This is a genomic window from Maribacter ulvicola, assembly GCF_900155985.1.
In the GTDB taxonomy this organism is placed as follows: Bacteria; Bacteroidota; Bacteroidia; order Flavobacteriales; family Flavobacteriaceae; genus Maribacter; species Maribacter ulvicola.
This window is the reverse complement of sequence record NZ_FTMA01000011.1, coordinates 26239-50933: the sequence shown is the minus strand read 5'-3', so window position 1 is coordinate 50933 and position 24695 is coordinate 26239. Positions and strand designations below refer to the sequence as shown.

Below are 24695 nucleotides of genomic sequence, written 5' to 3'. Positions count from 1 at the left end.
AGATAATGAAGGCGTTATTAAATAAACTCAACTGGCGTTATGCCACTAAAAAATTCGATCACTCTAAAAAAGTGAGCAGCGAGAATTTAAAAATATTGTTAGAAGCAGCTAGGTTAACAGCTTCTTCATACGGTCTTCAACCATACCATTTTTATGTTATTGAAGAGGCAAACATTAGAACTAAATTAAAAAAAGCTTCTTTTGATCAACCACAAATAACAGATGCATCTCACCTTCTAGTTTTAGCAAATAAACCTACGTTTGATGCTACCATGATAGACGATTATATTGCAAATATTATGGCAGTTAGAGGATTATCTAAAGATGACCTTTTAGGATTTTCACAAACAATGAAATCAACTTTATTAGACCAGGCAGATACTTTCAAAGGCTCCTGGACTTCTAATCAAGCTTATATCGTTTTAGGAAATTTAATGACGGTTGCAGCTGAAATGAAAATAGACACTTGCCCCATGGAAGGTTTTGACAAAGCGCAATACAATGAAATTCTTGGTCTTACGGATAAAGGATTGAATACTGCCGTGGTTTTAGCAGTTGGCTATAGATCAGCAGATGACGCTACCCAAAATTATCCTAAGGTCAGGTATTCCAAAGAACAAATTATTACACATATTTAAATTAAACACAATCATTTTAAAATTAGAAACATGAAAAAATCATTATTAAGTTTAGTATTCGTTGCCGTATTCGGTCTTACAGCAACCGCATCTACCCCTATTGACGGAGAGAAAAAAGAAGTAAAGGTCAGCGAAAGCACCGTTACATGGAAAGGGTATAAAGTAACTGGATCCCATTATGGCAGTATTAACCTAAAGTCTGGTCATTTAGAAATGAACGGCAAAAATTTAACTGGCGGTGAATTTGTTGTTGATATGACTTCAATAACTGTTAACGACCTAGAAGCTGGTAAAGGAAAAGAAAAATTAGAAGGACACTTACAGTCTGCAGATTTCTTTGGGGTAGAAAACAACCCTACCTCTAAATTGGTATTTACCTCTGTAAAATCAATGAACAATAACTCATATACCGTAACCGGAAACTTAACTATTAAAGGTATTACAAAACCTGTAACACTTGTTGTTTCTATGTTTGAAAATAAAGCAACTGCCACTATCAAGATTGATAGAACTAAATTTGATATTAAATATGGTTCTGGAAGCTTCTTTGACGACCTAGGCGATAAAGCTATCTATGATGATTTTGATTTAGTGGTAGATCTAGCATTATAAAATTTCACTGTTGTTTATAGTACCACAATTTAAAATCCCTTTGAGATATATTCAAAGGGATTTTTATTTTTGACAAAGTAAAGTTTGATAGTTTAAATTTCCTTTTTATATTTGATGCTCAATGAAAAATTTAATCGCAAATTCTTGGTGGTGGAACAACTTACGAAAAACATCGTGAGCAAAGCATCATTGTAGTAAAACTATATAAAGGCTTGTCATCACGACAAGCCTTCTTTATTTTATAAAAGTATCTATGACCTATCAATTTAAGACATTTCATAAAAAAATTCTTGCCGACACAATGACGCCGGTTAGCGTTTATTTAAAAATAAGAGACCGTTTTCCTAATAGCATTTTATTAGAAAGTAGTGACTATCACGCTAATAATAATAGTTTTTCATACATATGTTGCAATCCTATTGCTTCTATTAAAGTGGAAAATGAAATTATTGTTAAACAATTTCCTGATGGGGTTATTGAAGAAACTCCAATTACACCAGAGATAAACGTTGTAGATATTATAGACACCTTTAGTAAAACCTTTAAGGCAGATAATAATGACTATAAATTTATTATTAATGGTATGTTTGGCTATATGGCCTATGATGCCATTCGTTATTTTGAAGATATAGATATAACTGTTAAAGATGACTCTGTTCGCATACCGGATATTTACTATGCCGTTTATCAAAACATCATAGCCATTGATCATTATAAGAATGAAGCCTACCTTTTTGCTCATTGTTACAATACCGAAAACAACATACCTGAATTAGAGCAACTTTTAAGTATTAGAAACTTCGCTACCTATAATTTCAAAATAGAAGGGGATAGAGAATCTAATTTAGAAGATTCAGAATATAGAGCGCATGTAGAATTAGCTAAAAAACACTGTCAACGTGGCGATGTATTTCAGTTGGTCTTAAGCCGTCGCTTTTCACAAGGTTTTAAAGGTGATGAGTTTAATGTGTATAGAGCTTTGCGTTCTGTAAATCCTTCTCCATACTTATTCTATTTTGATTATGGGGATTTTAAAATATTTGGTAGTTCTCCAGAAGCGCAACTGATCGTCAGCGAAGGTAAAGCTGAAATTCACCCTATTGCCGGTACATTTAAAAGAACCGGAAACGATGAACAAGATGCACAACTTGCCAAAGAACTGAAGACGGACAATAAAGAAAACAGTGAACATGTAATGTTAGTGGATCTTGCCCGTAACGACCTTAGTAGAAATGGTAGCGTTGTACAAGTAGAAAACTATAGAGAAGTTCAGTTTTTCTCTCATGTTATACACTTAGTTTCTAAGGTAACCGGAATGAAGAAAAGTGATATTCCAACCATGAAAGTGGTAGCAGACACTTTCCCTGCAGGTACGTTAAGTGGTGCACCAAAGCACATGGCTATGCAACTCATTGAAAAATATGAAAAAACCAGCCGTGGTTATTACGGTGGTGCTATAGGTTTTATGGATTTTTCCGGGAACTTCAATCATGCTATAATGATCAGAACTTTTTTAAGTAAAAATCACAAATTACACTATCAGGCTGGCGCCGGATTGGTCGCCGCATCAAACCCTGAAAGTGAATTACAAGAAACATACAATAAACTAGGCGCTTTGACCAAGGCATTAGAAATAGCTGAAGACATTTAAGATGAAGAAAATATTAGTTATAGATAATTACGATAGTTTCACTTATAATCTAGTGCATTACTTAGAGGAATTAGGTTGCAAGGTTATTGTAAAACGTAACGATCAACTTACGTTAGAAGAGGTTGATCATTTTAATAAAATTGTCCTCTCTCCAGGTCCTGGTATACCTGATGAGGCAGGACTGTTAAAACAAATCATAGAAAAATATGCTCCCACCAAAAGCATTTTTGGTGTTTGTTTAGGGCAACAGGCCATTGCAGAAGTTTTTGGTGGTTCTTTAATAAACTTGGATAAAGTATATCACGGAATTGCCACTTCTATAAAAATCACCAAAGAGGATGTTATTTTTGAAGGACTACCAAAAGAAATTGAAGTAGGAAGGTACCATTCTTGGGTAGTGAATGCTGATTTACCAGAAGTTTTAGAGGCTACTTCTATAGATGAAAACGGACAAGTTATGTCTCTTCGTCATAAGACATTTGATGTACGTGCTGTACAATTTCACCCAGAATCCGTTCTTACTCCACAAGGAAAACAAATGCTAGAGAATTGGTTAAATGCTGAAGCATAGTAAAAGGTATAAAGTACAAAGTAGTAAGAAAAAAAAGACTTCTATGTACTCTATACTAACTACTTAATACTATTAAAAAAATGAAAGAGACACTTAATAAACTTATAAATCACGAAATACTTTCCAAAGAAGATGCGAAACGTATTTTGGTAAATATTGCAAAAGGTGATTACAATACCAGTCAGATTGCAGCATTTTTAACCGTTTATATGATGCGTAGCATAACTATTGAAGAACTTGAAGGCTTTAGAGATGCTTTGTTAGATTTATGTTTAGCGGTAGATTTATCCGCTTATAACCCTATTGACCTTTGTGGTACAGGTGGTGATGGTAAAGACACTTTTAATATTTCCACATTAGCATCTTTTGTAACCGCTGGTGCGGGTGTAAAAGTCACCAAACATGGTAATTACGGTGTATCTTCTAAATGTGGAAGTAGTAACGTAATGGAATTTCTAGGGATAAAATTCAGTAATGAATCAGACTTTTTAGAAAAATGTATTGATAAAGCGGGTATTTGTGTATTGCACGCTCCCCTATTTCACCCTGCTATGAAAAATGTGGCTCCCATCCGTAAAGATTTAGCCGTGAAAACATTCTTTAATATGCTAGGTCCTATGGTGAATCCTGCTTTTCCAAAAAACCAAATGGTAGGTGTTTTCAATTTGGAACTGGCTCGTATGTATGGCTATCTTTATCAGAAAACCGATAAGAATTTCACCGTGCTACATGCTTTAGATGGTTATGATGAAATTTCTTTGACAGGAAATACCAAAACAATTTCTAACCATACGGAAAGCATGCTAAAACCATCTGATTTTGGTGTAAAACAAATAAAGCAAAGTGATATTGTAGGCGGGGATGCTATTGAAACTTCTGCGCAAATTTTCCTTAATGTTTTACAAGGTAAAGGTACAGAACCACAGAATAATGTGGTATGTGCCAATGCCGGTATTGCAATTGCAACGGTAAACAACCTAACACCTCTAGAAGGTTTTGAAAAAGCCAAAGAGTCTTTATTAGGTGGACACGGACTAGCGGCTTTGAAAAAAATACAAGAGTTGAGTAAAAATTAAAAAAAAAGCTTTGTCCACGAATTAACGATGTTATAAAAAAGATAGATTTCATGAACATTCTAGATAAAATAGTAGCCGATAAACGTAAAGAGGTCGAGTTGAAAAAATCGATTATTCCGGTTTCTCATCATGAGGCTTCTGTGCTTTATGAAAGGAAAACGAACTCTTTGGCTCAAGCACTTAAAAATAGCGATACGGGAATTATATCTGAATTTAAACGCAGATCTCCATCAAAAAAAAGCATTAACCAAAATGCAAATGTTGGGCAAGTTGCCAAAGGTTATGAAAAAGCTGGAGTTTGCGGCATGAGTGTTCTTACAGACATTAAATACTTTGGCGGCTCTATTGAAGACCTAATCTTAGCACGTGCATCGGTTAAACTTCCGTTGTTACGTAAAGAGTTTATCATAAGTGAATATCAAATAATTGAAGCCAAAGCGCACGGTGCAGATGTAATCTTACTCATTGCAGCTATTCTAACAAAACAGGAAATTAAAACCTACTCTGAACTAGCTAAAAACTTGGGTTTAGATGTACTATTAGAAGTACATAATGAAGAAGAACTACATAAATCTATTATGCCAAGTTTAGATATGTTAGGTGTAAACAATAGAAACCTTAAGACTTTTGAGGTCAGTTTAGAAACTAGCAAATCCTTATCAACACTGATTCCAGATGATTTTGTAAAGGTATCTGAAAGCGGTATTAGTTCTATTGAAGCTATTAAAGAATTAAAACCATACGGTTATGAAGGCTTTTTAATTGGAGAGAATTTTATGAAGACCGATAACCCTGGTAAAATTGCTATTGAATTCATTAAAAACCTTAAGAAGTAATGAAGCTTAAAATTTGTGGAATGAAACTGAATATGACTGAAGTTGCACAATTGCGACCAGACTATTTGGGCTTTATTTTCTGGGAGCCTTCTTCTCGGTTTTTTGAAGGTAAAATCCCTGAACTACCTAATTCCATAAGTAAAGTAGGCGTTTTTGTTGATGCCAATATTGATTATGTTATTAGCATGGTTAACGAACATCAATTACAAGGCTTACAATTACACGGCCATGAAACTCCAGAATATTGCATAAAAATTGCAGCAGAACTAAAAAAACTAAATCATAAAGTCGACATTATAAAAGTATTCTCTATTAAAGAGGAATTCGACTTTGATGTTTTAACGCCCTATGAAAATGTGTGCAACTATTTCCTTTTTGATACTAAGGGAAAGTTACCTGGAGGAAATGGATATACATTTAATTGGTCTGTTCTTAAAAAGTATTCTTCTACCAAACCATTCTTTCTAAGCGGTGGTATTGGGCTAAATAATCTGGAAAAGATTAATGAGTTTGCAAAAACACCTGAATCTAAATATTGCTATGCCATTGATGTCAATAGCTCTTTTGAAATAGAACCAGGTTTAAAAAATATTAAAGAATTACAAAAGTTTAAAGAAGCGCTATGAATTATAATGCTGACGAAAAAGGATACTACGGGGAATTTGGCGGTGCCTATATACCTGAAATGTTGTACCCAAATGTAGAGGAGCTACGCCAAAATTATATAAAACTGATGTATGAAGATTCTTTTCAGAAAGAATTCAATCAGCTTTTAAAAGACTACGTTGGTAGACCTTCTCCGCTATATTTTGCTAAACGTCTTTCTGAAAAGCACGGGTGCAAAATATATTTAAAAAGAGAGGATCTAAACCACACAGGTGCTCACAAAGTAAATAACACCATTGGTCAAATTCTAATGGCTCAAAAATTGGGCAAAACCAGAATTATTGCCGAGACCGGCGCAGGCCAGCATGGTGTTGCTACGGCTACCGTTTGTGCTTTAATGGGTATGGAATGTATCGTATACATGGGTGAAATTGACATTGCCCGTCAAGCACCCAATGTAGCGCGGATGAAAATGTTAGGTGCAGAAGTAAGACCTGCAAAATCCGGTAGTAGAACATTAAAAGATGCTACAAATGAAGCTATAAGAGATTGGATCAATAATCCTGTAGATACGCATTACATTATTGGATCTGCTATTGGCCCACATCCTTATCCAGATATGGTAACTCGTTTTCAGTCTGTGATATCCGAAGAGATAAAATGGCAATTGAAAGAAAAAGAAGGACGCGAAAATCCTGATTATGTGGTAGCTTGTATTGGTGGCGGTAGTAATGCCGCAGGCACGTACTATCACTTCTTACATGAACCTGAGGTTGGTATTATTGCCGTTGAAGCCGCTGGTAAAGGAGTAAATTCTGGAGAGAGTGCCGCAACATCGGCACTTGGTAAAGTAGGTATTATTCACGGTTGTAAAACCATGTTAATGCAAACAACAGACGGTCAAATTACAGAGCCCTACTCTATTTCCGCTGGATTAGACTACCCAGGCGTTGGCCCCATGCATTCACATCTTTACAAATCTGGTCGTGCAGAATTTTATTCTGCTACAGATGATGAAGCCATGGCGGCAGGTTTAGAATTATCGCAACTAGAAGGTATTATTCCTGCTATTGAAACGGGACACGCATTTGCGATTTTTGAACATAAAAAATTCAAGAAAGATGATGTTGTCGTCATTAGCCTTTCTGGCCGCGGAGATAAAGATTTGAACACTTATATTGATTATTTTAAGCTAGCATAAACCACTATGAGCAATAGAATTACCTCGAAATTACAAGAAGACAAAAAACTTCTATCTATATATTTTACAGCAGGGTATCCAACACTGAACGAAACAGTTAAAATCATTGAAGATCTAGAAAAGAACGGTGTAGATATGATTGAAATAGGATTACCCTTCAGTGATCCTTTAGCAGACGGACCAACAATTCAAGAAAGTTCTACCGCTGCATTGAAAAACGGAATGACTACCGAAGTACTTTTTAATCAATTAAAAGATATTCGTAAAACGGTTTCTATCCCTTTAATCATCATGGGATATTTTAACCCGATGTTGCAATATGGTGTTGAGGCATTCTGTAAAAAATGTCAAGAAATTGGTATTGACGGACTCATTTTACCTGATCTTCCATTAGATATATACCAAGAAGATTATGAAGCTATTTTCAGGAAATACGGACTCCTAAATGTATTTCTAATAACCCCACAAACTAGCGAAGCTCGTATACGTAAAATTGATGATGCATCTAACGGATTTATTTATATGGTAAGTTCTGCAAGTGTTACTGGTTCTAAATCTGGTTTTGGCCAGGAGCAAGAAAGTTATTTTGAACGCATAGCCGCAATGAATCTAAACACACCACAAATTGTAGGTTTCGGTATTAAGGACAAGGAAACGTTTAAGCAAGCAACCAAAACTGCTAAAGGTGCTATTATTGGTTCTGCTTTTATTAAGCACCTAACAGCTAATGGAACTGGTAAAACTGCTGATTTCGTGAATTTAATACGTTAATTTGAAAGAGTTTTTAAGTAATTGGAAATTGATTATTTTACTTTGCCTAACCCTAGGATTGGCACCATTCTTTCCTGAACCCCATATTTGGGGTAAACTAAAATGGATCCTAGGTGGAGCCAAGGGAATGGTCTTCATGGATTGGTTTGATGTTGTATTCCATGGCTTTCCGTTTATACTTTTAATACGTTTTATATTCATGAAAATTTTCAATTACAAATCCAGCAGTTAAACTGACGGTATGAATTACAAGACATTTACATGAAGTAAATAAAAATTGATTCTTTGTATTGATATTATACCCTAAAGAGGTTGTCATATTCGATAACCTCTTTTTTAATATTAATATAATTTCAATACACCTAGCTAACTGCCATTATCTTAACAGAACAATAAAACCAAGCTCTAAATTCAACTCTAAAAAGACTTACTATTTTATATAGAAAATCTTAACATTTGCCATTTTCTATTTCATGTTCAATTCCCTACATATTGCTTACATTTAGAGAATATATCTACGAGAACTAACATGAGAAAATTACTTTCCTTTCTATTAATTATATCCCTTTATTCTGGCTACGCTCAAGACTCTATTCTAATAAAATCTAAAGTTGCAAATGCCATTGTAGAGTTAAGAGAATTTGTAGCAATACCTAATGATGCCTTAAACGCAGATGATATTGATTCCAATCTTTTTTGGCTTAGAAAGAAATTCACGGAACGCGGCTTTAACAGCACCATTTTAGAAACGAATGGTCTACCTCTATTTTTTGCAGCCCTACCAATGGATGACAATAAACCCACCATTTTATTCTATATGCATTTAGACGGACAATCTGTTGATGCTAAAAAATGGGACCAAAATGACCCATACAAAGTAGTTCTTAAGTCAAAAACTGATGACGGGTGGAAAAAGGAAGCATTTTCAGATTTAGAAGATGATATCAATTATGATTGGCGACTATTTGGCAGATCTACATCTGATGACAAAGGACCTATCATAATGTTCTTAAATGCTATTGATGCACTTAAAAAAGATAATATTGACATCCCCTATAATGTAAAAGTCATTTTAGATAGTGAAGAAGAAAAAAGTAGCGCTCCTTTACCACAAGCGGTTCGTACTTACAAAGATTTGTTAAAAGCTGACTTCTTAGTTATCAATGATGGTCCGGTTCATGTTTCCGGAAAGCCAACGATAGTTTATGGTTGCAGAGGAATTACAACATTGTCAATAACAACTCACGGACCAATTAAACCTCAGCATAGTGGTCATTATGGTAATTACGCACCAAACCCTGGATTTCAATTAGCGCAACTTCTAGCCACCATGAAAGATGTTGATGGAAAGGTTTTAATAAAAGGATATTATGACGGAATTACCTTGGACGAAGCAACACTAGAAGTGCTAAAAAGTGTGCCAGATAGCATTGAAGAGATCAATAAAAACCTAGCCATATCCAAAGCTGAAAAAGTAGGTAGTTTTTACCAAGAAGCGCTACAATATCCTTCATTGAATATTCGCGGGTTAAGTTCTGGATGGATCGGTGAGCAAGCTAGAACTATAGTACCAGCGACCGCAACTGCAGAGTTAGATTTAAGATTAGTCCCAGAATCTGATGGTACCAGACTTAAAAAACTAGTAAAAGATCACATTAAAAATCAAGGCTTTCATGTTATGGATACAGCACCAACTATGGAAGACCGTTTAAAGTACGATAAAATCGTTACTATTAAAGAAGGTACAGTTACAGATGCGTTCCGTACCAATTTAAATAATCCGTTTGGGAATAGTATTGTAAAGACAATGGAAACTACATTAAGGGAAAAACCTGTTCAAATAAGAATAATGGGCGGTACCGTACCTATTTCTCCTTTTATAAATGAATTGAAGATTCCGGCATTTATTATCCCTTTGGTAAATGCAGACAATAATCAACATAGTCCCAATGAAAATTTAAAAATTGGGCAGATTGCTTATGGTATTAAAGTATTCTATACGCTACTAAGTAATGATATAAATGAGTAGAGCGGTTTAACATTCCATAACAAAGCTTTATCAGCCTATTAACGGAGTTCTTGGCTTCTATTTGGTATCTTTTTGTTGAACCTTAAAAAAATAGATACTATGGGAATTATAAAAGATAATAAAAAGTTTAAAAGAAAAGTAGAACAGAACAACCCTACAAACCCAACTGGGAATACTAATGTAGAGACGAACAAATTTGATATTGATAAAGAGACTATTAAAAATCAACAAAACAAAAAGTAGCATGCTATTTTAGCTACAAAACAAAAAGCCCGATTCTAAATGGAATCGGGCTTTTTGTTTTGATAATTTTAGAGTTGTTCTATGCCGAGTTTCTACTGGCATTAATATTCCCATAAAGAGATCTTGTAACAATTTTCTCATACAGTTCCCTATACGTTGTACCTTCGCCAATTCTCTGTAATGCGTATTGTTGTATCACTAATAACGGTAATACAATATTCTCACGTATTTTAATGGATTCTCTTGAGATTGCTTCTTTAGACATTAAAATTTCCATACCAGAAAGTTTTAACAACATAGCCTTAGATAACTTATACTCAGCATGAAGAATTTCCCAAAATGCACCATATTCCTCATCCTCTTTCATATAGCTAGTCAACTCAAAATAACATTTGGTAAGACTCATCATACTATTCATCATTAAAGCTTGAAAGAAAGGTACTTCTTGATATATTCTTTTAGCCTCTTCAAATCTACCATCATCTTCTAGCTTCTTTAAAGCTGTACCAATACCGTAATAACCTGGTACATTTTGCTTTAATTGACTCCAAGATCCTACGAATGAAATAGCCCTTAAATCTGATAATTCTAATTTAGCTTTGTTACCTCTTTTACCTGGTCTACTTCCAATATTTGCCTTGGTATAATATTTAAGAGTACTCATATTCTCTAAATAAGGCATGAACTTATCATGATGTTTTAAATCATCATATTTCTTGAAACTAAGCTCGGATAATTCTTCGATCAATTCTCTATCTGCATCAGAAATAACAATTTCCTTTTCTAGAATAGTGTTAGACAAACCTGCTGTCAACAACTGCTCGCTATTATAAATAAATTGTTCTTTTGTTCCGTATGTACTGGTAATTGTCTGCCCTTGTATAGTAAGTTGTATTTCGTTATTAGCAACCTTATTCGTCTGTGCCGCATAAAAACGATGTGTTTTACCACCACCTCTTGCTGGCGGACCTCCTCTACCATCAAAGAATACAGCCGCTATTCCATGCTCATCACACACCTCTGAAAGTTCCTCTTTAGTTTTCAAGATAGACCAGTTCGCTTTTAGGTAACCTCCATCTTTAGTTCCGTCAGAGAAGCCAAGCATTATAGTCTGCTTCATATTCCTATTTTCTAAATGCGCTTTGTATTCAGGTAAATTGAATAAGAACTGCATAGTATCTTGAGCAGTGTCCATACCGTTCATGGTTTCAAACAACGGCACAATATCAAAGGTAATTTTCTTATCTGCCCAACCACACCATCTAAACAATGCATAAACAAAAAGAATAGAGTACTTATCCTCAGAATTACTAATGATATATCTATTACATCCTTCTTCACCGTTCTTCTCTTGTATGGTCTGTAATTGAAGTATATTTTTGATGGTATCTTTTACAATATCTTCTTTATAATCATTAGCCACTAATTGTAAATTCTCATGTAAAAGAATATCAATTAATTTCTCTTCAGACAATTCGTTAAGCTCTTCTTTAATTAATCCATTCTTTTTCAAAACCTCAACCATAACCTTGGTATGCATACTGTGGTCTTGACGTATATCTATAGTTGCAAAGTGTACTTTAAAAATTTTCACTTTATCTATAAAATTCTCTAAATCTTTTAGGTAAAGACTTTGATACTTTTCAATAAGAATCAACCTAATTTCTTCTAAAGGAACAATGAGATCCTCATACCCAATATCTTTAGAACTATCAAACATAGCAGTGTACAGGTTTGATCTCAATTTCTGCAAAGGCTCTTGCACATCTTTAAAGGTAAGTTTATGAACCAAACCTTTTAAATCATTATAATAACACTTCATTAGGGTTAAACGAAGCTCGTTCATTACATCTTTAGTAATAGCCGAGGTTACGAACGGGTTACCATCACGGTCACCACCAGGCCAAAAGCCTAATTTTACAATATCATGATTTTCAAATTGCCTAGAACCTGTACTTTCTTTAATATATGCGTACATATCACCTATAGCATCATAGTACACATGTCTTAGCGTATATATAATATTTTTTGCCTCATCTAAAGGGGTAGGTTTTTTGGCATTGATTAAAGAGGTTAGCCCTAATTGTTGTAAGCCAACATCAATCTCATCAATTTTATCTTCTAAAATTAAAGTTCTAAGGTTAGTTATAATATCTAAAACCGCAGGAGTATAAAATTGAGTTGGGTGTGCAGTTAACACTATTCTAGCACTGAATGTACTTAACTTGTCCCAAATAGTATCCCAAGATTTATTCTTTTCTACCAATTGAAAATAATCTTTTAAAGACAATGAACTTGAATGCTTATGCAATTTTGGGAATGCAGCGTCTTCAACACTATCATAAAGTACTACTTGGCGCTCCACATATTGTATGATGCGAAACATAAAGTCTATCTGGTCCTTTTCTGATTTGGTTTCTACGTAATTTTCAAAAAAGTTTTCAAGAATCTCTTTTGGATTAAGTCCGTTACTCAATCCTTTTTCAGACTGGTTCAGTAATAACGGAATTAACATACCCACATTCTCAATATTCTTATAGGGTAGATTTAGAAAAAGACTGTTATAGACGTTAAACTTATTTTGGACAGATTTCTTGAATTCTGCCAACCTTTCTTTCTGTTGCATATATCTAAAAACTTTAAACCGAATTGTTACGGCAAACTTGCTAAAATTCGAAAGTAAATATCGCTATTCCTAGAGGATTTAAAGAATGATTATTGCAAAATGTCATATTCATAGAAGTATACCACAAAATTGTGTCTATTGACAACAAATATTCCATAAAACAACACCACTTTTCTACTTTTATCACGTAAATAAAAATAAAAAATTCATTTTCATATAGTGTTCTCGTAAAGGAGTCTTGTTTTAATGGCAGGGCTCTTTTTAGTTTAAAATAACTTTAAAACCAAAATTTGGTCAAAAATATTTTTTATACTGAAGTACCCTAAAATCTATTGTATTAAACCTAGGGTTTTCCCGTTTCAATCGCTTATAACTTTCAAGACTACCCACCGCCCTATTTGCAGCACCAGAAGGAGCGATCAGAGAAACCGTTTTAATTGATGCTTTTGTGACAGGATGTATAAATTCATGTATTCGTGGTACATCATTAGAAATTACATGCAACACTACATTGTGCTCCTTTAAATGTTTTCTAAAAAAATACTCTGGACCATTTTTACTGTTGCCTCCTGTAAATAATAAGGTATTTACATTAGGATATCTTTCTAGATACCCTAATACATTTCGTAATTGAATATGCTGCATTCCAATATCAGAAGCATCTATCTTTTCTCTTTCTGCGGAAGCCACAATATCACAAACTCCTATCTTCCTTTCTTTTAAAAATATTTTGCGTTGATTTACGGCCTCTTCTGTAGTTTCAAACTTTAAATTTAAAAGAAAAATCCTATCTAAAATAGTCCACAGTTGTCCATCACGACTTCCATAACAAAAATTGACATCGCCTTCTTTTAAATTCCCCGTGGTAAAACGCGGCGGCGGTAATGTACCTACTATCAATTTTTCAGTAAATTCGTTTATAAAAGGTTCATATGGATGTATATGTTGAAATTTCTTTTGCATTAGTGTTTTATTCTCATGAGCCTATTTTACAGACAAATCATTTCTAAATTACTAACTTTAATAGAAAGCAAATAAAAAGAGTTATGGGAAAGGGAGATAAGAAATCTAAAAAAGGTAAAATATCTAATAATTCTTACGGGGCCAGAAGACCACGTAAAATAAAAAAAAGGCCTACTGTAGAGGAAAAAATTAAGATCAATAAAAAGAAGTAGACTTAATTGTCTATTCTAAAGGTCATGTCAACCTTATTCTCCTCATCTAACGAAATTTCATACGTATAAAAACCTATTGGCAACGTATCGGTTGACATCTCTACAGGTACATAATTTAAACTCGTAGAATCTGTAAGAATGGATAATTTTGTATATGCATATGCCCTTTCAAACTCCCTATATTCTGAAAATTCACCTGCTTCAACATGCTCATAAACAGTATCATTTTCTACTATACGTACTTCACTAAAAAAAAGAGACGTGCTATTTTGAATGCGAATATTAACTAGATTAACTTCATCATCCCTATCTGTACAAGAAAACAATATAACAACACAAATAACAGCAAGCAAAACAATCTTTCTCATAGACGTATTTTATATATACTTAAGAACGAAAAAGAGTAGATTATATTTTATCTAATAAAGACGGGATTATTTTCTTTTAAAGTATGTTCTTGACTAAACTGATAATCGTCTAAATTAAACCCTTTAATGTCTTCAAGAGTTTTCGCATCAGTATCTATTATATATCTTGCCATTGCTCCTCTAGCTTTTTTAGCGAAGAAACTAATAATCTTTAATTTATCATTCTTCCAGTCTTTAAATACGGGAGTAATTATTTCTGCCTTAATCTTTTTTGGTTTTAGCGCACTGTAGTATTCATTACTAGCTAGATTTACCAAAAGCTCGCCATCTACCATCTCATTGTTTAAATGATCGGTAAGCCTTTCTCCCCAATACTCATACAAGTTTTTCTTTCTTTCCACCTTTAACGAAGTACCCATTTCTAGCCGATAAGGTTGCATTAAATCTAATGGTTTTAATATACCATACTGCCCAGATAAAATTCTAAGCGTTCGTTGTAGCTTTTCAATTTTTTCTTCAGATAAAGTATATGCATCCAAGCCCTGATATACATCTCCGCTAAAAGCATATACCGCAGGTCTAGCATTATCTGGTGTAAACGGTACCGTAAAATCTTGATTACGCTGCCAGTTTAATTGCGCCAATTTATTTGAAATAGACATTAGCTCAGAAAGTGCAGTTGGTTTCTTTTTCTTTAAGACCTTATTCAACTTTTCTGCATCTTCTATAAATTCTGGAGACGTATATGTTGTTGTTGGCAATTCACTTTCGTAATTCAATGACTTGGCCGGAGAAATAACAATTTTCATAATGCAATTTTAATACTCCAAAAATAAACAGGATAAATAGGAAGACCTACAAAAGATAAAAAAGAGTTTAAATAGTGGTATTGATGAAACTTATTCTGTACTATTCTTACTGTACCCTCTCCATTTTTCAATGGCATTGGTCATATCTTCAGGCACTTCAGAATCAAAGCTCATATGCTCTCCCGTGACGGGATGAACAAAGCCCAAGGTCTTGGCATGTAACGCTTGTCTTGGTAATAATTTAAACGTATTCTCTACAAACTGCTTGTACTTTGTAAAGGTCGTCCCCTTTAATATCTTTTCACCACCATAACGTTCATCATTAAACAATGTGTGCCCAATATATTTCATATGCACACGAATTTGATGCGTTCTACCTGTTTCTAATTTACAAGACACCAAGGTTACGTAACCTAATCTCTCTAACACCTTAAAATGGGTTACTGCTTCTTTGCCTTCTTCGCCTTCTGGAAAAACATGCATCTGCAGGCGATTTTTAGGATTTCTACCTACATTACCTATTACCGTACCTTCATCTTCTTCAATATTACCCCAAACCAAAGCCACATACTCACGCTCAGAGGTTTTATCAAAAAATTGTTTTGCTAAATGGGTCATAGCAGCTTCGGTCTTTGCTACTACCAACAAACCAGAAGTATCTTTATCTATACGGTGTACCAAGCCTGGTCTTTCATTACTATTTGAGGGTAAATTATCTGTATGAAAAATTAGTGCATTAATCAATGTACCTGAATAATTTCCATGCCCCGGATGTACTACCATCCCCGCAGGTTTATTCACTACCATTAAAACGTTGTCTTCATAAACAATGTCTAAAGGGATGTCTTCCGGTACTAACAAAAATTCATGTGGCGGATGCTCAAACAATACTTTGACCTCATCACCCGCTTTTACCTTGTAATTGGATTTTACGATTTGATCATTGACCCAAACGTGACCATCTTTAGCTGATTGCTGTATTTTATTACGTGTAGCATTTTCAATGAAATTCATTAAAAATTTATCTACCCTTAAAGGAACTTGACCTTTAGAGGCTATAACTTTATGATGCTCAAAAAGTTCTCCATCTTCATTTTCTGGCCGTTCTATATTCTCCCCCATCTAATCTTCAGATTCCGCTTTAATTATTGCTCTTTCGGTAATACTACCATTACCACAAACCAATTCTATCTTTGAGGTTTTGGGTAGCTTATCTCCTGGCTTAATATCTTTTCCTTTATACTTTATACGGTAAACCATATCCTTACCCAATTCATCTACATAGGTAACGCGTTGTACATCTAAACCTACAGCTTTCAACATTGAAGAAGCATTACGTTTGGTCACCTGAATTATCTTAGGGACGCTTACTTTTTTATAACCTGAAGGGTTTACCGTAAAATAAATCTTTCTATTCTCTTTCACTTTTGATCCCGCAGAAGGGTTTTGCTCTATAATAGAGAATCTTGGATAATCTGGATTGTAGTTTGCAGAATCTAACACTTCATATCGCAAACCCACTTCTTCAATTGATTTTCTCATTTCCATCACAGATTTTTTTGAAAAGTCTGGTACTTCTACAAACTCACCATGATTGGTAGTACTGTTTAGATAACTTAATACGGTAAAAATTAAAATAACTAATACCAATAATGCAAGACCTAGTTGAATAAAAAAGGTTTTGCTTTTTAAAAAATTGAAAAAATTCCTCATACATATTATTTGACCCAACAAATATAGTAAATGCCCTCATACCATTTTGCAGCATAGGTTTATAGTTATTGGTATCATAAAAAATACTTCTTATTTGATGAATGCCATATATTTCCTTTTATATTTTATTTCAATGCTTCATCTTTGCTTTAACAATCTTAATAGACCATACACATGAAAAAAAATATTGCAATTATAATGGGCGGTTATTCTAGCGAATATAAAATATCCCTTAAAAGTGGTAATGTGGTGTATGATTACCTGAACAAAGATAAATTCAATCTTTATAGAATACACATTTTTAAAGACAAATGGGTATATGTTGATGAACAGAACAATGAAACACCCGTAGACCGTAATGATTTCTCCATACCTTTAAATGGTACATCAATATTTTTTGATTGTGTTTTTAATGCCATACATGGATCACCCGGAGAAGACGGTCTCATGCAAGCTTATTTTGAATTATTAGGAATTAAGCACACTTCTTGCGGGTTCTACCAAGCTGCACTTACTTTTAACAAACGTGATCTGTTGAGTGTTCTAAGACCTTACGGTATTAAAGCAGCTCCCTCTTATTACTTAAACCTAGGCGACGAAATAAACGAAACGGAAATTATAGATAAAGTTAAATTACCTTGCTTTGTAAAAGCAAATAAGTCTGGCAGTAGTTTTGGCATAACTAAAGTTTATAAAGAAGAAGCGTTAAAAAACGCGATAGAAATAGCGTATAAAGAAGATGATGAAATCATTATTGAAAGCTTTCTTAATGGTACAGAAGTTTCTGTAGGCGTATTAAAATTGAATGGAGAAACAACCGTACTCCCCATCACAGAAATAGTTTCTGAAAATGATTTCTTTGACTACCAAGCAAAATACGAAGGTAGATCACAAGAAATCACCCCTGCTAGAATTAACCCTGAGCAATTAGAAAAAGTAACTAATGCAGCAAAAAGAATATATGATGTTCTTAAAATGACCGGTTTTTCTAGAAGTGAATTTATATTTATAGGCAACGAACCCTTCTTACTAGAAATGAATACTACCCCAGGTTTAACAACAGAAAGCATTTTACCACAACAAGCTAAAGAATTTGGTATAGAGCTAGGGATGTTATTTGAGTACGCCATAGTAGAGACATTATCTTAAAATACCTATATTTAAAAACAAAATTTCAACTATGAAACGCGCAATTTTTCCCGGTTCTTTTGATCCTTTAACTTTAGGACATTATGATATCATTATTCGAGGTATAACTTTATTCGACGAAATTATTATTGCCATTGGAAAAAATGCGGATAAAAAATACATGTTCAGCTTAGAACAACGCATACAATTTATAAAAGAAGCATTTAAAGATGCACCCACAATTTCGGTAAAGTCATACCAGGGATTAACAGTAGATTTTTGTAAGAAAGAGAATGCCAATTTTATTTTAAGAGGACTCCGAAACCCTGCCGATTTTGAATTTGAGAAAGCAATTGCCCATACAAACAGAAAATTATCTGAGATAGAAACGGTGTTTTTATTGACTTCATCGGGCAAATCATACATTAGCTCATCTATTGTAAGGGACGTTATTCGTAACGGTGGCGATTATACAGAATTAGTACCAAGTTCTGTAAGAAAATAGACGTATTTTATCGGCCAGACAACAAAAAACGCCTTTTCAACCACATTTATACCTAAAAACACAACAAATTGTAATCATAAACTGTAATAATCCTATAAATTCGTAGGAAAATTCTTTCTGATTATGCTGAAGTCCAAAAATAGTTCATCTTTTTCTTTAGATTGGATCAATCAAATTCCATCATCTATCGTCATTATCGATACAGATTTTAAATTGATCAGTGCCTCCCCTATTTGGCTGACCAATTTTCAGTTAGATCTAAATACTATAAAAGGAAATTACTTTATCGATTTGTTTCCTCAATTATCTCAAGAATTAAAAGCTAGGCTAAAATATAGCTTAGACGGACTTAGAGACATTAAGTTTAAATACAATGCCAAAGACTGCCATTATTCTTCAAAAGATTCTATCTGGCATTTTAATCCTTGGAAAGATGGCTATGGTAACATCATAGGTGTCATTATAAAAGTTGAGCCAATTACAAAAACACAAGAACTTGAAATTGAACTAAATAAAACAAAATATATTTTAAACGAAAAGAGTTCTATTGCCAAAATAGGAAGTTGGGATTATAATATTAAAAATGAAACTTTAAATTGGTCCCCAGTAGTACATAAAATATTTGGCGTAGCTGCAGATTACAAACCAACCTTAGAAAAAGCTTTTAATTTTTATTTAGAAGGCAACTGTAGAAAAACTATTAAACGTTCCGTTAACGAAGCAATTGAATCTGGTAAACCTTGGAACGAAAAATTACAATTACAACAAGCAAACGGAACTATCATTTGGGTAAATTCTATTGGAAGACCTAAATATAGTAATGGCAAATGTACTCGGGTAATTGGTACATTACAAAATATCACGGATACTATAGCACAACCAACAGTTAAGCCCGTAACACAACCTAATAAATATCCTTTATTTGAAAAAGTACCGTTTGGTCTTGCTATTATAAATTTTGCAACGGGTAATATATTAGACGTAAATGATGAGTTCACAAAACTCACCGCTTATGATAAAGAACATTTCTTAGGACTTAACTTTAGAACTTTCATTAACGCACATATTAAAAATAAGAGTGTTGAACTTAAAAATCAACTTAAAGAAAATGGTTCTTTCAAATCTGTAAAGTTTGTATATACCAATCAAAAAAGGCATAACATAAACATTAAAATGACCGGCACCTTAATAGAAGGGCTTTCTGGAAGTAAAAATATTTTATGCACTTTTGAAAATATAACTTCACAAATAAAACTAGAGAGAAATCTAAAAAATACCATTGCATCTGCAAGAGAGAAAAATGAACAGCTTCTTAACTTTGCCCATATGGTATCTCACAACCTTAAAACACATGCTACCAACTTTTCATTATTGCTTAATTTTTTAAATGATGAAACCGGCAAAATTCAACGTAGCAAATACATGAACATGTTATTTAGTGCTTCAGACAACTTGTCTGAAACCATTAAAGGATTAAGAGAAATCGTTGCCGTAAAATCTAGTATCAATGAAGAAAAAAAATCTCTTTCTTTAAACGAAAGCCTGTTTGTCGTTGAACAAAATGTGGCTGGCCTACTAAAAGAAACTAATGGTAAAATTATTAATGAAATACCAGAAACAACCACTGTAAAAGCTTTGCCGGCATATCTTAACAGCATTTTAACCAATTGCATAACAAATTCAATAAAATACAGGAGTGAAGATAAAAAGCCAATTATTATACTTAGTATAGAAGAAGAAAAAAACTATACTGTTTTAAGCGTGGAAGATAATGGCTTGGGAATAGACTTAGAAAAATATGGTGATCAAGTTTTTGGTCTCTATAAAACCTTTCACAGAAACAAAGAATCCAGAGGAATTGGCCTATATATTACCAAAAACCAAATGGAAGCAATGAATGGTAAAATTACCGTTGAAAGTATGCCAAACCAGGGGGCTACTTTTAAGTTTTATTTCAACAAAAAATAATGAACAATCCTACATGTAGATTATTGGTTGTTATACAACGTAAATGATAACATTCACAACAATAATATAACAGAATATAGCAATCCCACTACATTCGTAAGAAATTTCACCGGTATGATAAAAGTTCCCCTGATATCAAATACTTCGTACCTAATTAGACAATTGCCCTCACCAACGGCATTTATTGACACTAATTACAACATTGTTCAGACCTCTGACAAATGGACGAGTATTTTTAATAAGAAAAATGAGTCTAGTAACTCTAAAAGTTTATTCGATGTTTTCCCTAATTTAAGCCATAAATGGAAAATGGTTTTAAATAATTGCTTTAATGGTAACCCACAACCCATGGGCATTCACCAAGCTTTCGACGTTAATGACAAAGAGCTTTGGTTCGAGTGGACCAATGCACCTTGGTATGACAACGAGGAGAATATTATAGGGGCAATAATTCAATTAAGCAATATCACCGAAGCGGTCAAAAATGAATTAGAACTTAACAAAAAAGACCTGCTCTTACAACAACAAGCCGAAATTACTAAAATTGGAAGGTGGGAATACAACATAGCTGACAACAAATTATTTTGGTGTGCTACAACAAAGTCCATTCATGATGTTTCACCAGATTTTAAACCTAATATTGAAACTGCCCTTTTCTACTATAAAGAGGGGCACAGCAGAAATGCTATATCAATGGCTATTTTTGAAGCTCAGGACAAAGGTAAATCATGGAATAACCTAAAGCTACAGATAATCACGGCTACAGGTAAAGAAAAATGGGTGATGGCCGGTGGAAAACCAATTTATAACAAAGGTGAAATGGTTGGATTAATCGGTACATTTCAAGATATTCATGAGCAAGTTGAAGCTGATATCAAAACTATTGACAATGAAAAGTTACTGAGAACACTGATTGATAATTTACCTGTTAATGTCTATATAAAAGATACCGAATCTAGAAAAGTGTTGATCAATAAGGCCGAATGCGAATATTTAGGTGTTGACGACCCAAATGACATCATAGGCAAAAGTGATTTTGAATTGTACCCATACGAAGGGGCTAAAAAATCTAGAGAAGAAGACTTAAAGGTAATGAATACCCTAAGACCCATACTTGGCAAAGAAACAATCAATACCACTCTAAGTGGTAAGCAAACATCATTTTTAAGTTCTAAAATTCCCTTGCTTAACAATAAAGGTGTTGCCTATGGTATTGTTGGTATAAGTTTAGATATCTCTCAATTAAAAGAAAAAGAAAAAGAGTTAAGAAATATTATAAATATTGCTTCGGTACAAAATAAAAAACTACTGAATTTTGCACATATTGTTTCACACAACTTACGCTCTCATTCCGCAAACTTTTCAATGCTCCTAAACTTTTTAGAAAATGAAAAAGATGAAAAAGAAAAGACTAAGATTGTAGAAATGCTTACTAGGGCTTCAAATAATTTGCTTGAAACTTTAGATAATTTAAATGACGTAGTTTCAATAAATACAAACACTAATATTGAAATGAAAGAGATTGATTTAAACAGTAAAATTCTAGACACTTGTGAAAATCTAGCCTCATTTATTTCAAATAACAGTGCTACAATAGAAAATAATATTCCGGTTAATTTTAAAGTAAAATCAGTACCGGCATATTTAGATAGTATATTGACCAACTTTTTAACTAATGCCGTTAAATATAAATCTCCAGACAGAAACCCATTAATTATCCTGAATGCAGAAAAGAAAGGTAATTACTCCGTTTTAACTATAACTGACAACGGCTTAGGTATTGACCTAGAAAAATACGGTGAAAAAATCTTTGGCATGTACAAAACTTTTCACGACCACAAAGATGCTAGAGGAATAGGGTTGTATTTGACCAAAAACCAAATTGACGCCATGAACGGGAAAATAGAAGTAAAAAGTAAAGTTGGAAAAGGAACAAAATTTAAAATTTTCTTTAATGAAAAAAATTAGTGATATCACTATTATTGATGACGACGCTATTACAGTGTTTGGCTTACGTAAATTAATATCTTCAAGTATTGAATGTAAATCTGTAGAATCTTATGGCAATGGCAAAATTGCTTTAGACGCTATGATCCATATTTTCAATAACGACCAACGAATACCGCAAATCATCTTTCTAGATATCAATATGCCCATAATGGATGGCTGGGAATTTTTAGATGCTTTTATTAAAATTCCTATAAAGGATAAAATAAGAATTAATATAGTAACCTCTTCTATTGATCCTTTTGATAAAAAACAATGGGAATATTACAAAAGCAAAAGCCATCATTTGATCACCTTCAACCAAAAGCCAATAGATAGGAATAAAATAACAGAAATTACCCAAGTAGCATAAGCCAACTAAGTAATTATTATTTTTACATTCAATTAATGGTATTTGGTACCATTTCAATGGTTTGTACATGAAAATTAAGCTACTATTTATTTTCGTCATTTTGCTAGTTTCTTGCGAGAGCACGGTTGATAATATTGAAAAAGATTTCCCTACACCGTATGAAACTTCTAATAATACTGAAACAGCTACCTATGATCAGGTTATAGATTTTTACTTAAAGCTGTCAAAAGAGTTTTCCTCCATAAACATACAAACTATTGGCACTACCGATAGCGGCAAACCTCTGCACGTAGTCACTTATAGTAACAAAGGTGATTTTGACTTCAAAAAACTAAGTAAAAGCAATACCATAATGTTAATTAACAATGGTATTCACCCTGGTGAAAGTGATGGCATTGACGCCACCATGCTATTATTTCGTGACCTGGCAAGTAATGAAATTGAAACTCCTAAAAAAACCATAATAGCCACCATTCCAATCTACAACGTTGGTGGTGCCCTAAATAGAAACAGCACTACACGCGCTAACCAAAACGGACCTTTGGAGTACGGGTTTAGAGGTAATGCTAAAAATTACGATTTAAATAGGGATTTTATTAAGAGTGACACAAAAAATGCCGAAACTTTTACAGAAATTTTCCATCTTATAAATCCTGATGTATTCATAGATAACCATGTAAGTAATGGTGCAGATTACCAATACACGCTCACCCATCTATTTACACAGCACAATAAGATGGGCGGTGACTTAGGCGAATATATCCATAGCTCGTTAATGCCCCAATTGCATGATTCTTTATCCAAATCTAAATGGGATATTACGCCGTATGTAAACGTATTCAATAGTCCGCCAGAACAAGGTTTTCAACAATTTATGGACCATCCTAGATACTCTACAGGCTATACTACACTGTTTAATACGGTAGGCATGATGGTGGAAACACATATGCTAAAACCATACCACATGCGCGTAACGGGCACTTATGAACTTATGAAAAAAATGATTGCTATAACTGAAAAAGACGGTAGCAAAATAAGATCTCTAAGAGGTGCGGCATTCTCAAAAAATAAGTCAAAAGAATATTACCCTATTGCTTGGGCAGTTGACACTACAAAAGTTTCTATGTACACTTTTAAAGGCTACCAGGCAGATACTATAAATAGTGAAGTTACCGGCTTAAAAAGATTGAAATACAACCGAAACGTGCCAATAGAAACCGAAGTAGCGTATAAAAATCATTTCACTGCTTCTGACTCTATTAAAATCCCAAAAGCGTATGTATTAGGTAGTCAATGGCAAAATATTATTAAAAAACTTCATTTAAACAAAATCACATACACCACCCTTCAAAAAGATTCTATGATATCTGTAGAGGCTTATAAAATACGTGAATACCAAACGTATAAATCACCTTATGAGGGTCATTACCCACACTACAACACTACCGTGAGTACAACAAATGAAATCAAAGAATTTCATGCAGGCGACATCATTATACCTACCCACCAACCCGGGATAAGATATCTTTTGGAAACCTTAGAACCAGCTGCAGTAGATTCATTTTTTAACTGGAATTTCTTTGACACCGTTCTACAGCAAAAAGAAGGCTTCTCTCCTTATGTCTTTGAGGATACTGCGTTAAATATGCTCAAAAACGACTCTATTCTTAATGCCAAATTTGAAAATAAAAAAATGCTTGATTTAGATTTCAAGGAAAACTGGTACAAGCAATTAGACTGGCTTTTTAAGCAAAGTGATCTTTATGAAAAAGCTCATTTACAATATCCGGTATATAGAATTAAAAAATAG

25 protein-coding genes are annotated in these 24695 nt (G+C 33.6%); 19 read left to right on the top strand and 6 right to left on the bottom strand.

Annotated elements, in window-relative coordinates:
• Nucleotides 1–5 precede the first annotated feature (5 nt).
• The 12 genes from BW936_RS18325 (at nt 6) to BW936_RS19765 (ending at nt 10234) form a co-directional block, all read left to right on the top strand.
• Nucleotides 6–638, top strand: a complete 633-nt coding sequence (locus tag BW936_RS18325; RefSeq protein WP_076551125.1) for an NAD(P)H-dependent oxidoreductase — start codon at nt 6–8, stop codon at nt 636–638.
• A gap of 30 nt (nt 639–668) precedes the next feature.
• Complete coding sequence (locus BW936_RS18320; protein WP_208611143.1) at nt 669–1250, top strand: YceI family protein; 582 nt, start codon at nt 669–671, stop codon at nt 1248–1250.
• 253 nt (nt 1251–1503) lie between these two features.
• Nucleotides 1504–2901, top strand: a complete 1398-nt coding sequence (locus tag BW936_RS18315; protein WP_076551121.1) for an anthranilate synthase component I family protein — start codon at nt 1504–1506, stop codon at nt 2899–2901.
• 1 nt (nt 2902) lies between these two features.
• On the top strand, nt 2903–3472 hold the full coding sequence (locus BW936_RS18310) for an anthranilate synthase component II (RefSeq protein ID WP_076551118.1): 570 nt from the start codon (nt 2903–2905) through the stop codon (nt 3470–3472).
• Nucleotides 3473–3552: 80 nt separating this feature from the next.
• The gene (trpD, locus tag BW936_RS18305) at nt 3553–4548 is read left to right on the top strand and encodes an anthranilate phosphoribosyltransferase (protein WP_076551115.1); all 996 of its coding nucleotides are present in this window, start codon (nt 3553–3555) and stop codon (nt 4546–4548) included.
• Between the two features lie 50 nt (nt 4549–4598).
• Nucleotides 4599–5384 (top strand): indole-3-glycerol phosphate synthase TrpC, encoded by a 786-nt coding sequence (trpC, locus tag BW936_RS18300; protein ID WP_076551112.1) that lies wholly within the window; start codon nt 4599–4601, stop codon nt 5382–5384.
• Nucleotides 5385–5404: 20 nt separating this feature from the next.
• Complete coding sequence (locus tag BW936_RS18295) at nt 5405–6010, top strand: phosphoribosylanthranilate isomerase (protein ID WP_244156273.1); 606 nt, start codon at nt 5405–5407, stop codon at nt 6008–6010.
• Complete coding sequence (gene trpB, locus BW936_RS18290; protein ID WP_076551106.1) at nt 6007–7191, top strand: tryptophan synthase subunit beta; 1185 nt, start codon at nt 6007–6009, stop codon at nt 7189–7191. Before BW936_RS18295 ends, trpB begins: the two co-directional genes overlap by 4 nt.
• Before the next feature lie 6 nt (nt 7192–7197).
• Nucleotides 7198–7962 carry a tryptophan synthase subunit alpha gene (gene trpA, locus BW936_RS18285; RefSeq protein ID WP_076551103.1) on the top strand — a complete coding sequence of 255 codons (765 nt, stop codon included), beginning with the start codon at nt 7198–7200 and terminating at the stop codon, nt 7960–7962.
• 1 nt (nt 7963) lies between these two features.
• Nucleotides 7964–8194 carry a hypothetical protein gene (locus tag BW936_RS18280; RefSeq protein WP_076551100.1) on the top strand — a complete coding sequence of 77 codons (231 nt, stop codon included), beginning with the start codon at nt 7964–7966 and terminating at the stop codon, nt 8192–8194.
• 297 nt (nt 8195–8491) lie between these two features.
• Nucleotides 8492–9991, top strand: coding sequence for a M20/M25/M40 family metallo-hydrolase (locus BW936_RS18275; RefSeq protein WP_076551097.1), 1500 nt, complete (start codon nt 8492–8494; stop codon nt 9989–9991).
• A gap of 99 nt (nt 9992–10090) precedes the next feature.
• Nucleotides 10091–10234, top strand: a complete 144-nt coding sequence (locus BW936_RS19765; RefSeq protein ID WP_167368360.1) for a hypothetical protein — start codon at nt 10091–10093, stop codon at nt 10232–10234.
• A gap of 79 nt (nt 10235–10313) precedes the next feature.
• On the opposite strand, the gene BW936_RS18270 is transcribed toward BW936_RS19765, so the two are convergent.
• Nucleotides 10314–12860 (bottom strand): phosphoenolpyruvate carboxylase, encoded by a 2547-nt coding sequence (locus BW936_RS18270; protein WP_076551095.1) that lies wholly within the window; start codon nt 12858–12860, stop codon nt 10314–10316.
• 294 nt (nt 12861–13154) lie between these two features.
• Nucleotides 13155–13823 carry a uracil-DNA glycosylase family protein gene (locus tag BW936_RS18265; RefSeq protein ID WP_076551093.1) on the bottom strand — a complete coding sequence of 223 codons (669 nt, stop codon included), beginning with the start codon at nt 13821–13823 and terminating at the stop codon, nt 13155–13157.
• Between the two features lie 83 nt (nt 13824–13906).
• Here BW936_RS18265 and BW936_RS18260 point away from each other — a divergent pair, with 83 nt between their 5' ends.
• A complete protein-coding gene (locus BW936_RS18260) occupies nt 13907–14035 on the top strand; it encodes a 30S ribosomal protein THX (protein WP_076551090.1) in 129 nt (42 codons plus the stop codon).
• 2 nt (nt 14036–14037) lie between these two features.
• On the opposite strand, the gene BW936_RS18255 is transcribed toward BW936_RS18260, so the two are convergent.
• From BW936_RS18255 to BW936_RS18240, 4 genes are all read right to left on the bottom strand, one after another.
• On the bottom strand, nt 14038–14403 hold the full coding sequence (locus BW936_RS18255; RefSeq protein ID WP_076551088.1) for a hypothetical protein: 366 nt from the start codon (nt 14401–14403) through the stop codon (nt 14038–14040).
• A 47-nt stretch (nt 14404–14450) separates the two neighbouring features.
• Nucleotides 14451–15212, bottom strand: a complete 762-nt coding sequence (yaaA, locus tag BW936_RS18250) for a peroxide stress protein YaaA (RefSeq protein WP_076551086.1) — start codon at nt 15210–15212, stop codon at nt 14451–14453.
• A 90-nt stretch (nt 15213–15302) separates the two neighbouring features.
• On the bottom strand, nt 15303–16334 hold the full coding sequence (locus BW936_RS18245) for an RluA family pseudouridine synthase (RefSeq protein ID WP_076551084.1): 1032 nt from the start codon (nt 16332–16334) through the stop codon (nt 15303–15305).
• Nucleotides 16335–16925 carry a PASTA domain-containing protein gene (locus BW936_RS18240; protein ID WP_076551082.1) on the bottom strand — a complete coding sequence of 197 codons (591 nt, stop codon included), beginning with the start codon at nt 16923–16925 and terminating at the stop codon, nt 16335–16337. It abuts the gene before it with no gap.
• A gap of 174 nt (nt 16926–17099) precedes the next feature.
• On the opposite strand from BW936_RS18240, the gene BW936_RS18235 reads away from it, so the two are divergent.
• From BW936_RS18235 to BW936_RS18210, 6 genes are all read left to right on the top strand, one after another.
• Nucleotides 17100–18074: a D-alanine--D-alanine ligase gene (locus BW936_RS18235; protein WP_076551079.1), complete on the top strand. Its 975-nt coding sequence runs from the start codon at nt 17100–17102 to the stop codon at nt 18072–18074.
• A gap of 31 nt (nt 18075–18105) precedes the next feature.
• Entirely contained in the window at nt 18106–18558 is a 453-nt protein-coding gene (coaD, locus tag BW936_RS18230; protein ID WP_076551077.1) for a pantetheine-phosphate adenylyltransferase, read from the top strand.
• Between the two features lie 123 nt (nt 18559–18681).
• Entirely contained in the window at nt 18682–20526 is a 1845-nt protein-coding gene (locus tag BW936_RS18225; RefSeq protein ID WP_076551075.1) for a PAS domain S-box protein, read from the top strand.
• A gap of 114 nt (nt 20527–20640) precedes the next feature.
• On the top strand, nt 20641–22494 hold the full coding sequence (locus BW936_RS18220) for a PAS domain-containing sensor histidine kinase (RefSeq protein ID WP_076551073.1): 1854 nt from the start codon (nt 20641–20643) through the stop codon (nt 22492–22494).
• Nucleotides 22481–22885, top strand: a complete 405-nt coding sequence (locus BW936_RS18215) for a response regulator (protein ID WP_076551071.1) — start codon at nt 22481–22483, stop codon at nt 22883–22885. The genes BW936_RS18220 and BW936_RS18215 overlap by 14 nt, the downstream gene beginning before the upstream one ends.
• A gap of 67 nt (nt 22886–22952) precedes the next feature.
• A complete protein-coding gene (locus BW936_RS18210; RefSeq protein WP_076551069.1) occupies nt 22953–24695 on the top strand; it encodes a M14 family metallopeptidase in 1743 nt (580 codons plus the stop codon).

Bases quoted from the DNA above. Each gene is read 5' to 3' on its own strand.
- BW936_RS18325 (WP_076551125.1), top strand. From the start codon at position 6: ATGAAGGCGTTATTAAATAAACTCAACTGGCGTTATGCCACTAAAAAA.
- BW936_RS18320 (WP_208611143.1), top strand. From the start codon at position 669: ATGAAAAAATCATTATTAAGTTTAGTATTCGTTGCCGTATTCGGTCTT.
- BW936_RS18315 (WP_076551121.1), top strand. From the start codon at position 1,504: ATGACCTATCAATTTAAGACATTTCATAAAAAAATTCTTGCCGACACA.
- BW936_RS18310 (WP_076551118.1), top strand. From the start codon at position 2,903: ATGAAGAAAATATTAGTTATAGATAATTACGATAGTTTCACTTATAAT.
- trpD (WP_076551115.1), top strand. From the start codon at position 3,553: ATGAAAGAGACACTTAATAAACTTATAAATCACGAAATACTTTCCAAA.
- trpC (WP_076551112.1), top strand. From the start codon at position 4,599: ATGAACATTCTAGATAAAATAGTAGCCGATAAACGTAAAGAGGTCGAG.
- BW936_RS18295 (WP_244156273.1), top strand. From the start codon at position 5,405: ATGAAACTGAATATGACTGAAGTTGCACAATTGCGACCAGACTATTTG.
- trpB (WP_076551106.1), top strand. From the start codon at position 6,007: ATGAATTATAATGCTGACGAAAAAGGATACTACGGGGAATTTGGCGGT.
- trpA (WP_076551103.1), top strand. From the start codon at position 7,198: ATGAGCAATAGAATTACCTCGAAATTACAAGAAGACAAAAAACTTCTA.
- BW936_RS18275 (WP_076551097.1), top strand. From the start codon at position 8,492: ATGAGAAAATTACTTTCCTTTCTATTAATTATATCCCTTTATTCTGGC.
- BW936_RS19765 (WP_167368360.1), top strand. From the start codon at position 10,091: ATGGGAATTATAAAAGATAATAAAAAGTTTAAAAGAAAAGTAGAACAG.
- BW936_RS18270 (WP_076551095.1), bottom strand. From the start codon at position 12,860: ATGCAACAGAAAGAAAGGTTGGCAGAATTCAAGAAATCTGTCCAAAAT.
- BW936_RS18265 (WP_076551093.1), bottom strand. From the start codon at position 13,823: ATGCAAAAGAAATTTCAACATATACATCCATATGAACCTTTTATAAAC.
- BW936_RS18260 (WP_076551090.1), top strand. From the start codon at position 13,907: ATGGGAAAGGGAGATAAGAAATCTAAAAAAGGTAAAATATCTAATAAT.
- BW936_RS18255 (WP_076551088.1), bottom strand. From the start codon at position 14,403: ATGAGAAAGATTGTTTTGCTTGCTGTTATTTGTGTTGTTATATTGTTT.
- yaaA (WP_076551086.1), bottom strand. From the start codon at position 15,212: ATGAAAATTGTTATTTCTCCGGCCAAGTCATTGAATTACGAAAGTGAA.
- BW936_RS18245 (WP_076551084.1), bottom strand. From the start codon at position 16,334: ATGGGGGAGAATATAGAACGGCCAGAAAATGAAGATGGAGAACTTTTT.
- BW936_RS18240 (WP_076551082.1), bottom strand. From the start codon at position 16,925: ATGAGGAATTTTTTCAATTTTTTAAAAAGCAAAACCTTTTTTATTCAA.
- BW936_RS18235 (WP_076551079.1), top strand. From the start codon at position 17,100: ATGAAAAAAAATATTGCAATTATAATGGGCGGTTATTCTAGCGAATAT.
- coaD (WP_076551077.1), top strand. From the start codon at position 18,106: ATGAAACGCGCAATTTTTCCCGGTTCTTTTGATCCTTTAACTTTAGGA.
- BW936_RS18225 (WP_076551075.1), top strand. From the start codon at position 18,682: ATGCTGAAGTCCAAAAATAGTTCATCTTTTTCTTTAGATTGGATCAAT.
- BW936_RS18220 (WP_076551073.1), top strand. From the start codon at position 20,641: ATGATAAAAGTTCCCCTGATATCAAATACTTCGTACCTAATTAGACAA.
- BW936_RS18215 (WP_076551071.1), top strand. From the start codon at position 22,481: ATGAAAAAAATTAGTGATATCACTATTATTGATGACGACGCTATTACA.
- BW936_RS18210 (WP_076551069.1), top strand. From the start codon at position 22,953: ATGAAAATTAAGCTACTATTTATTTTCGTCATTTTGCTAGTTTCTTGC.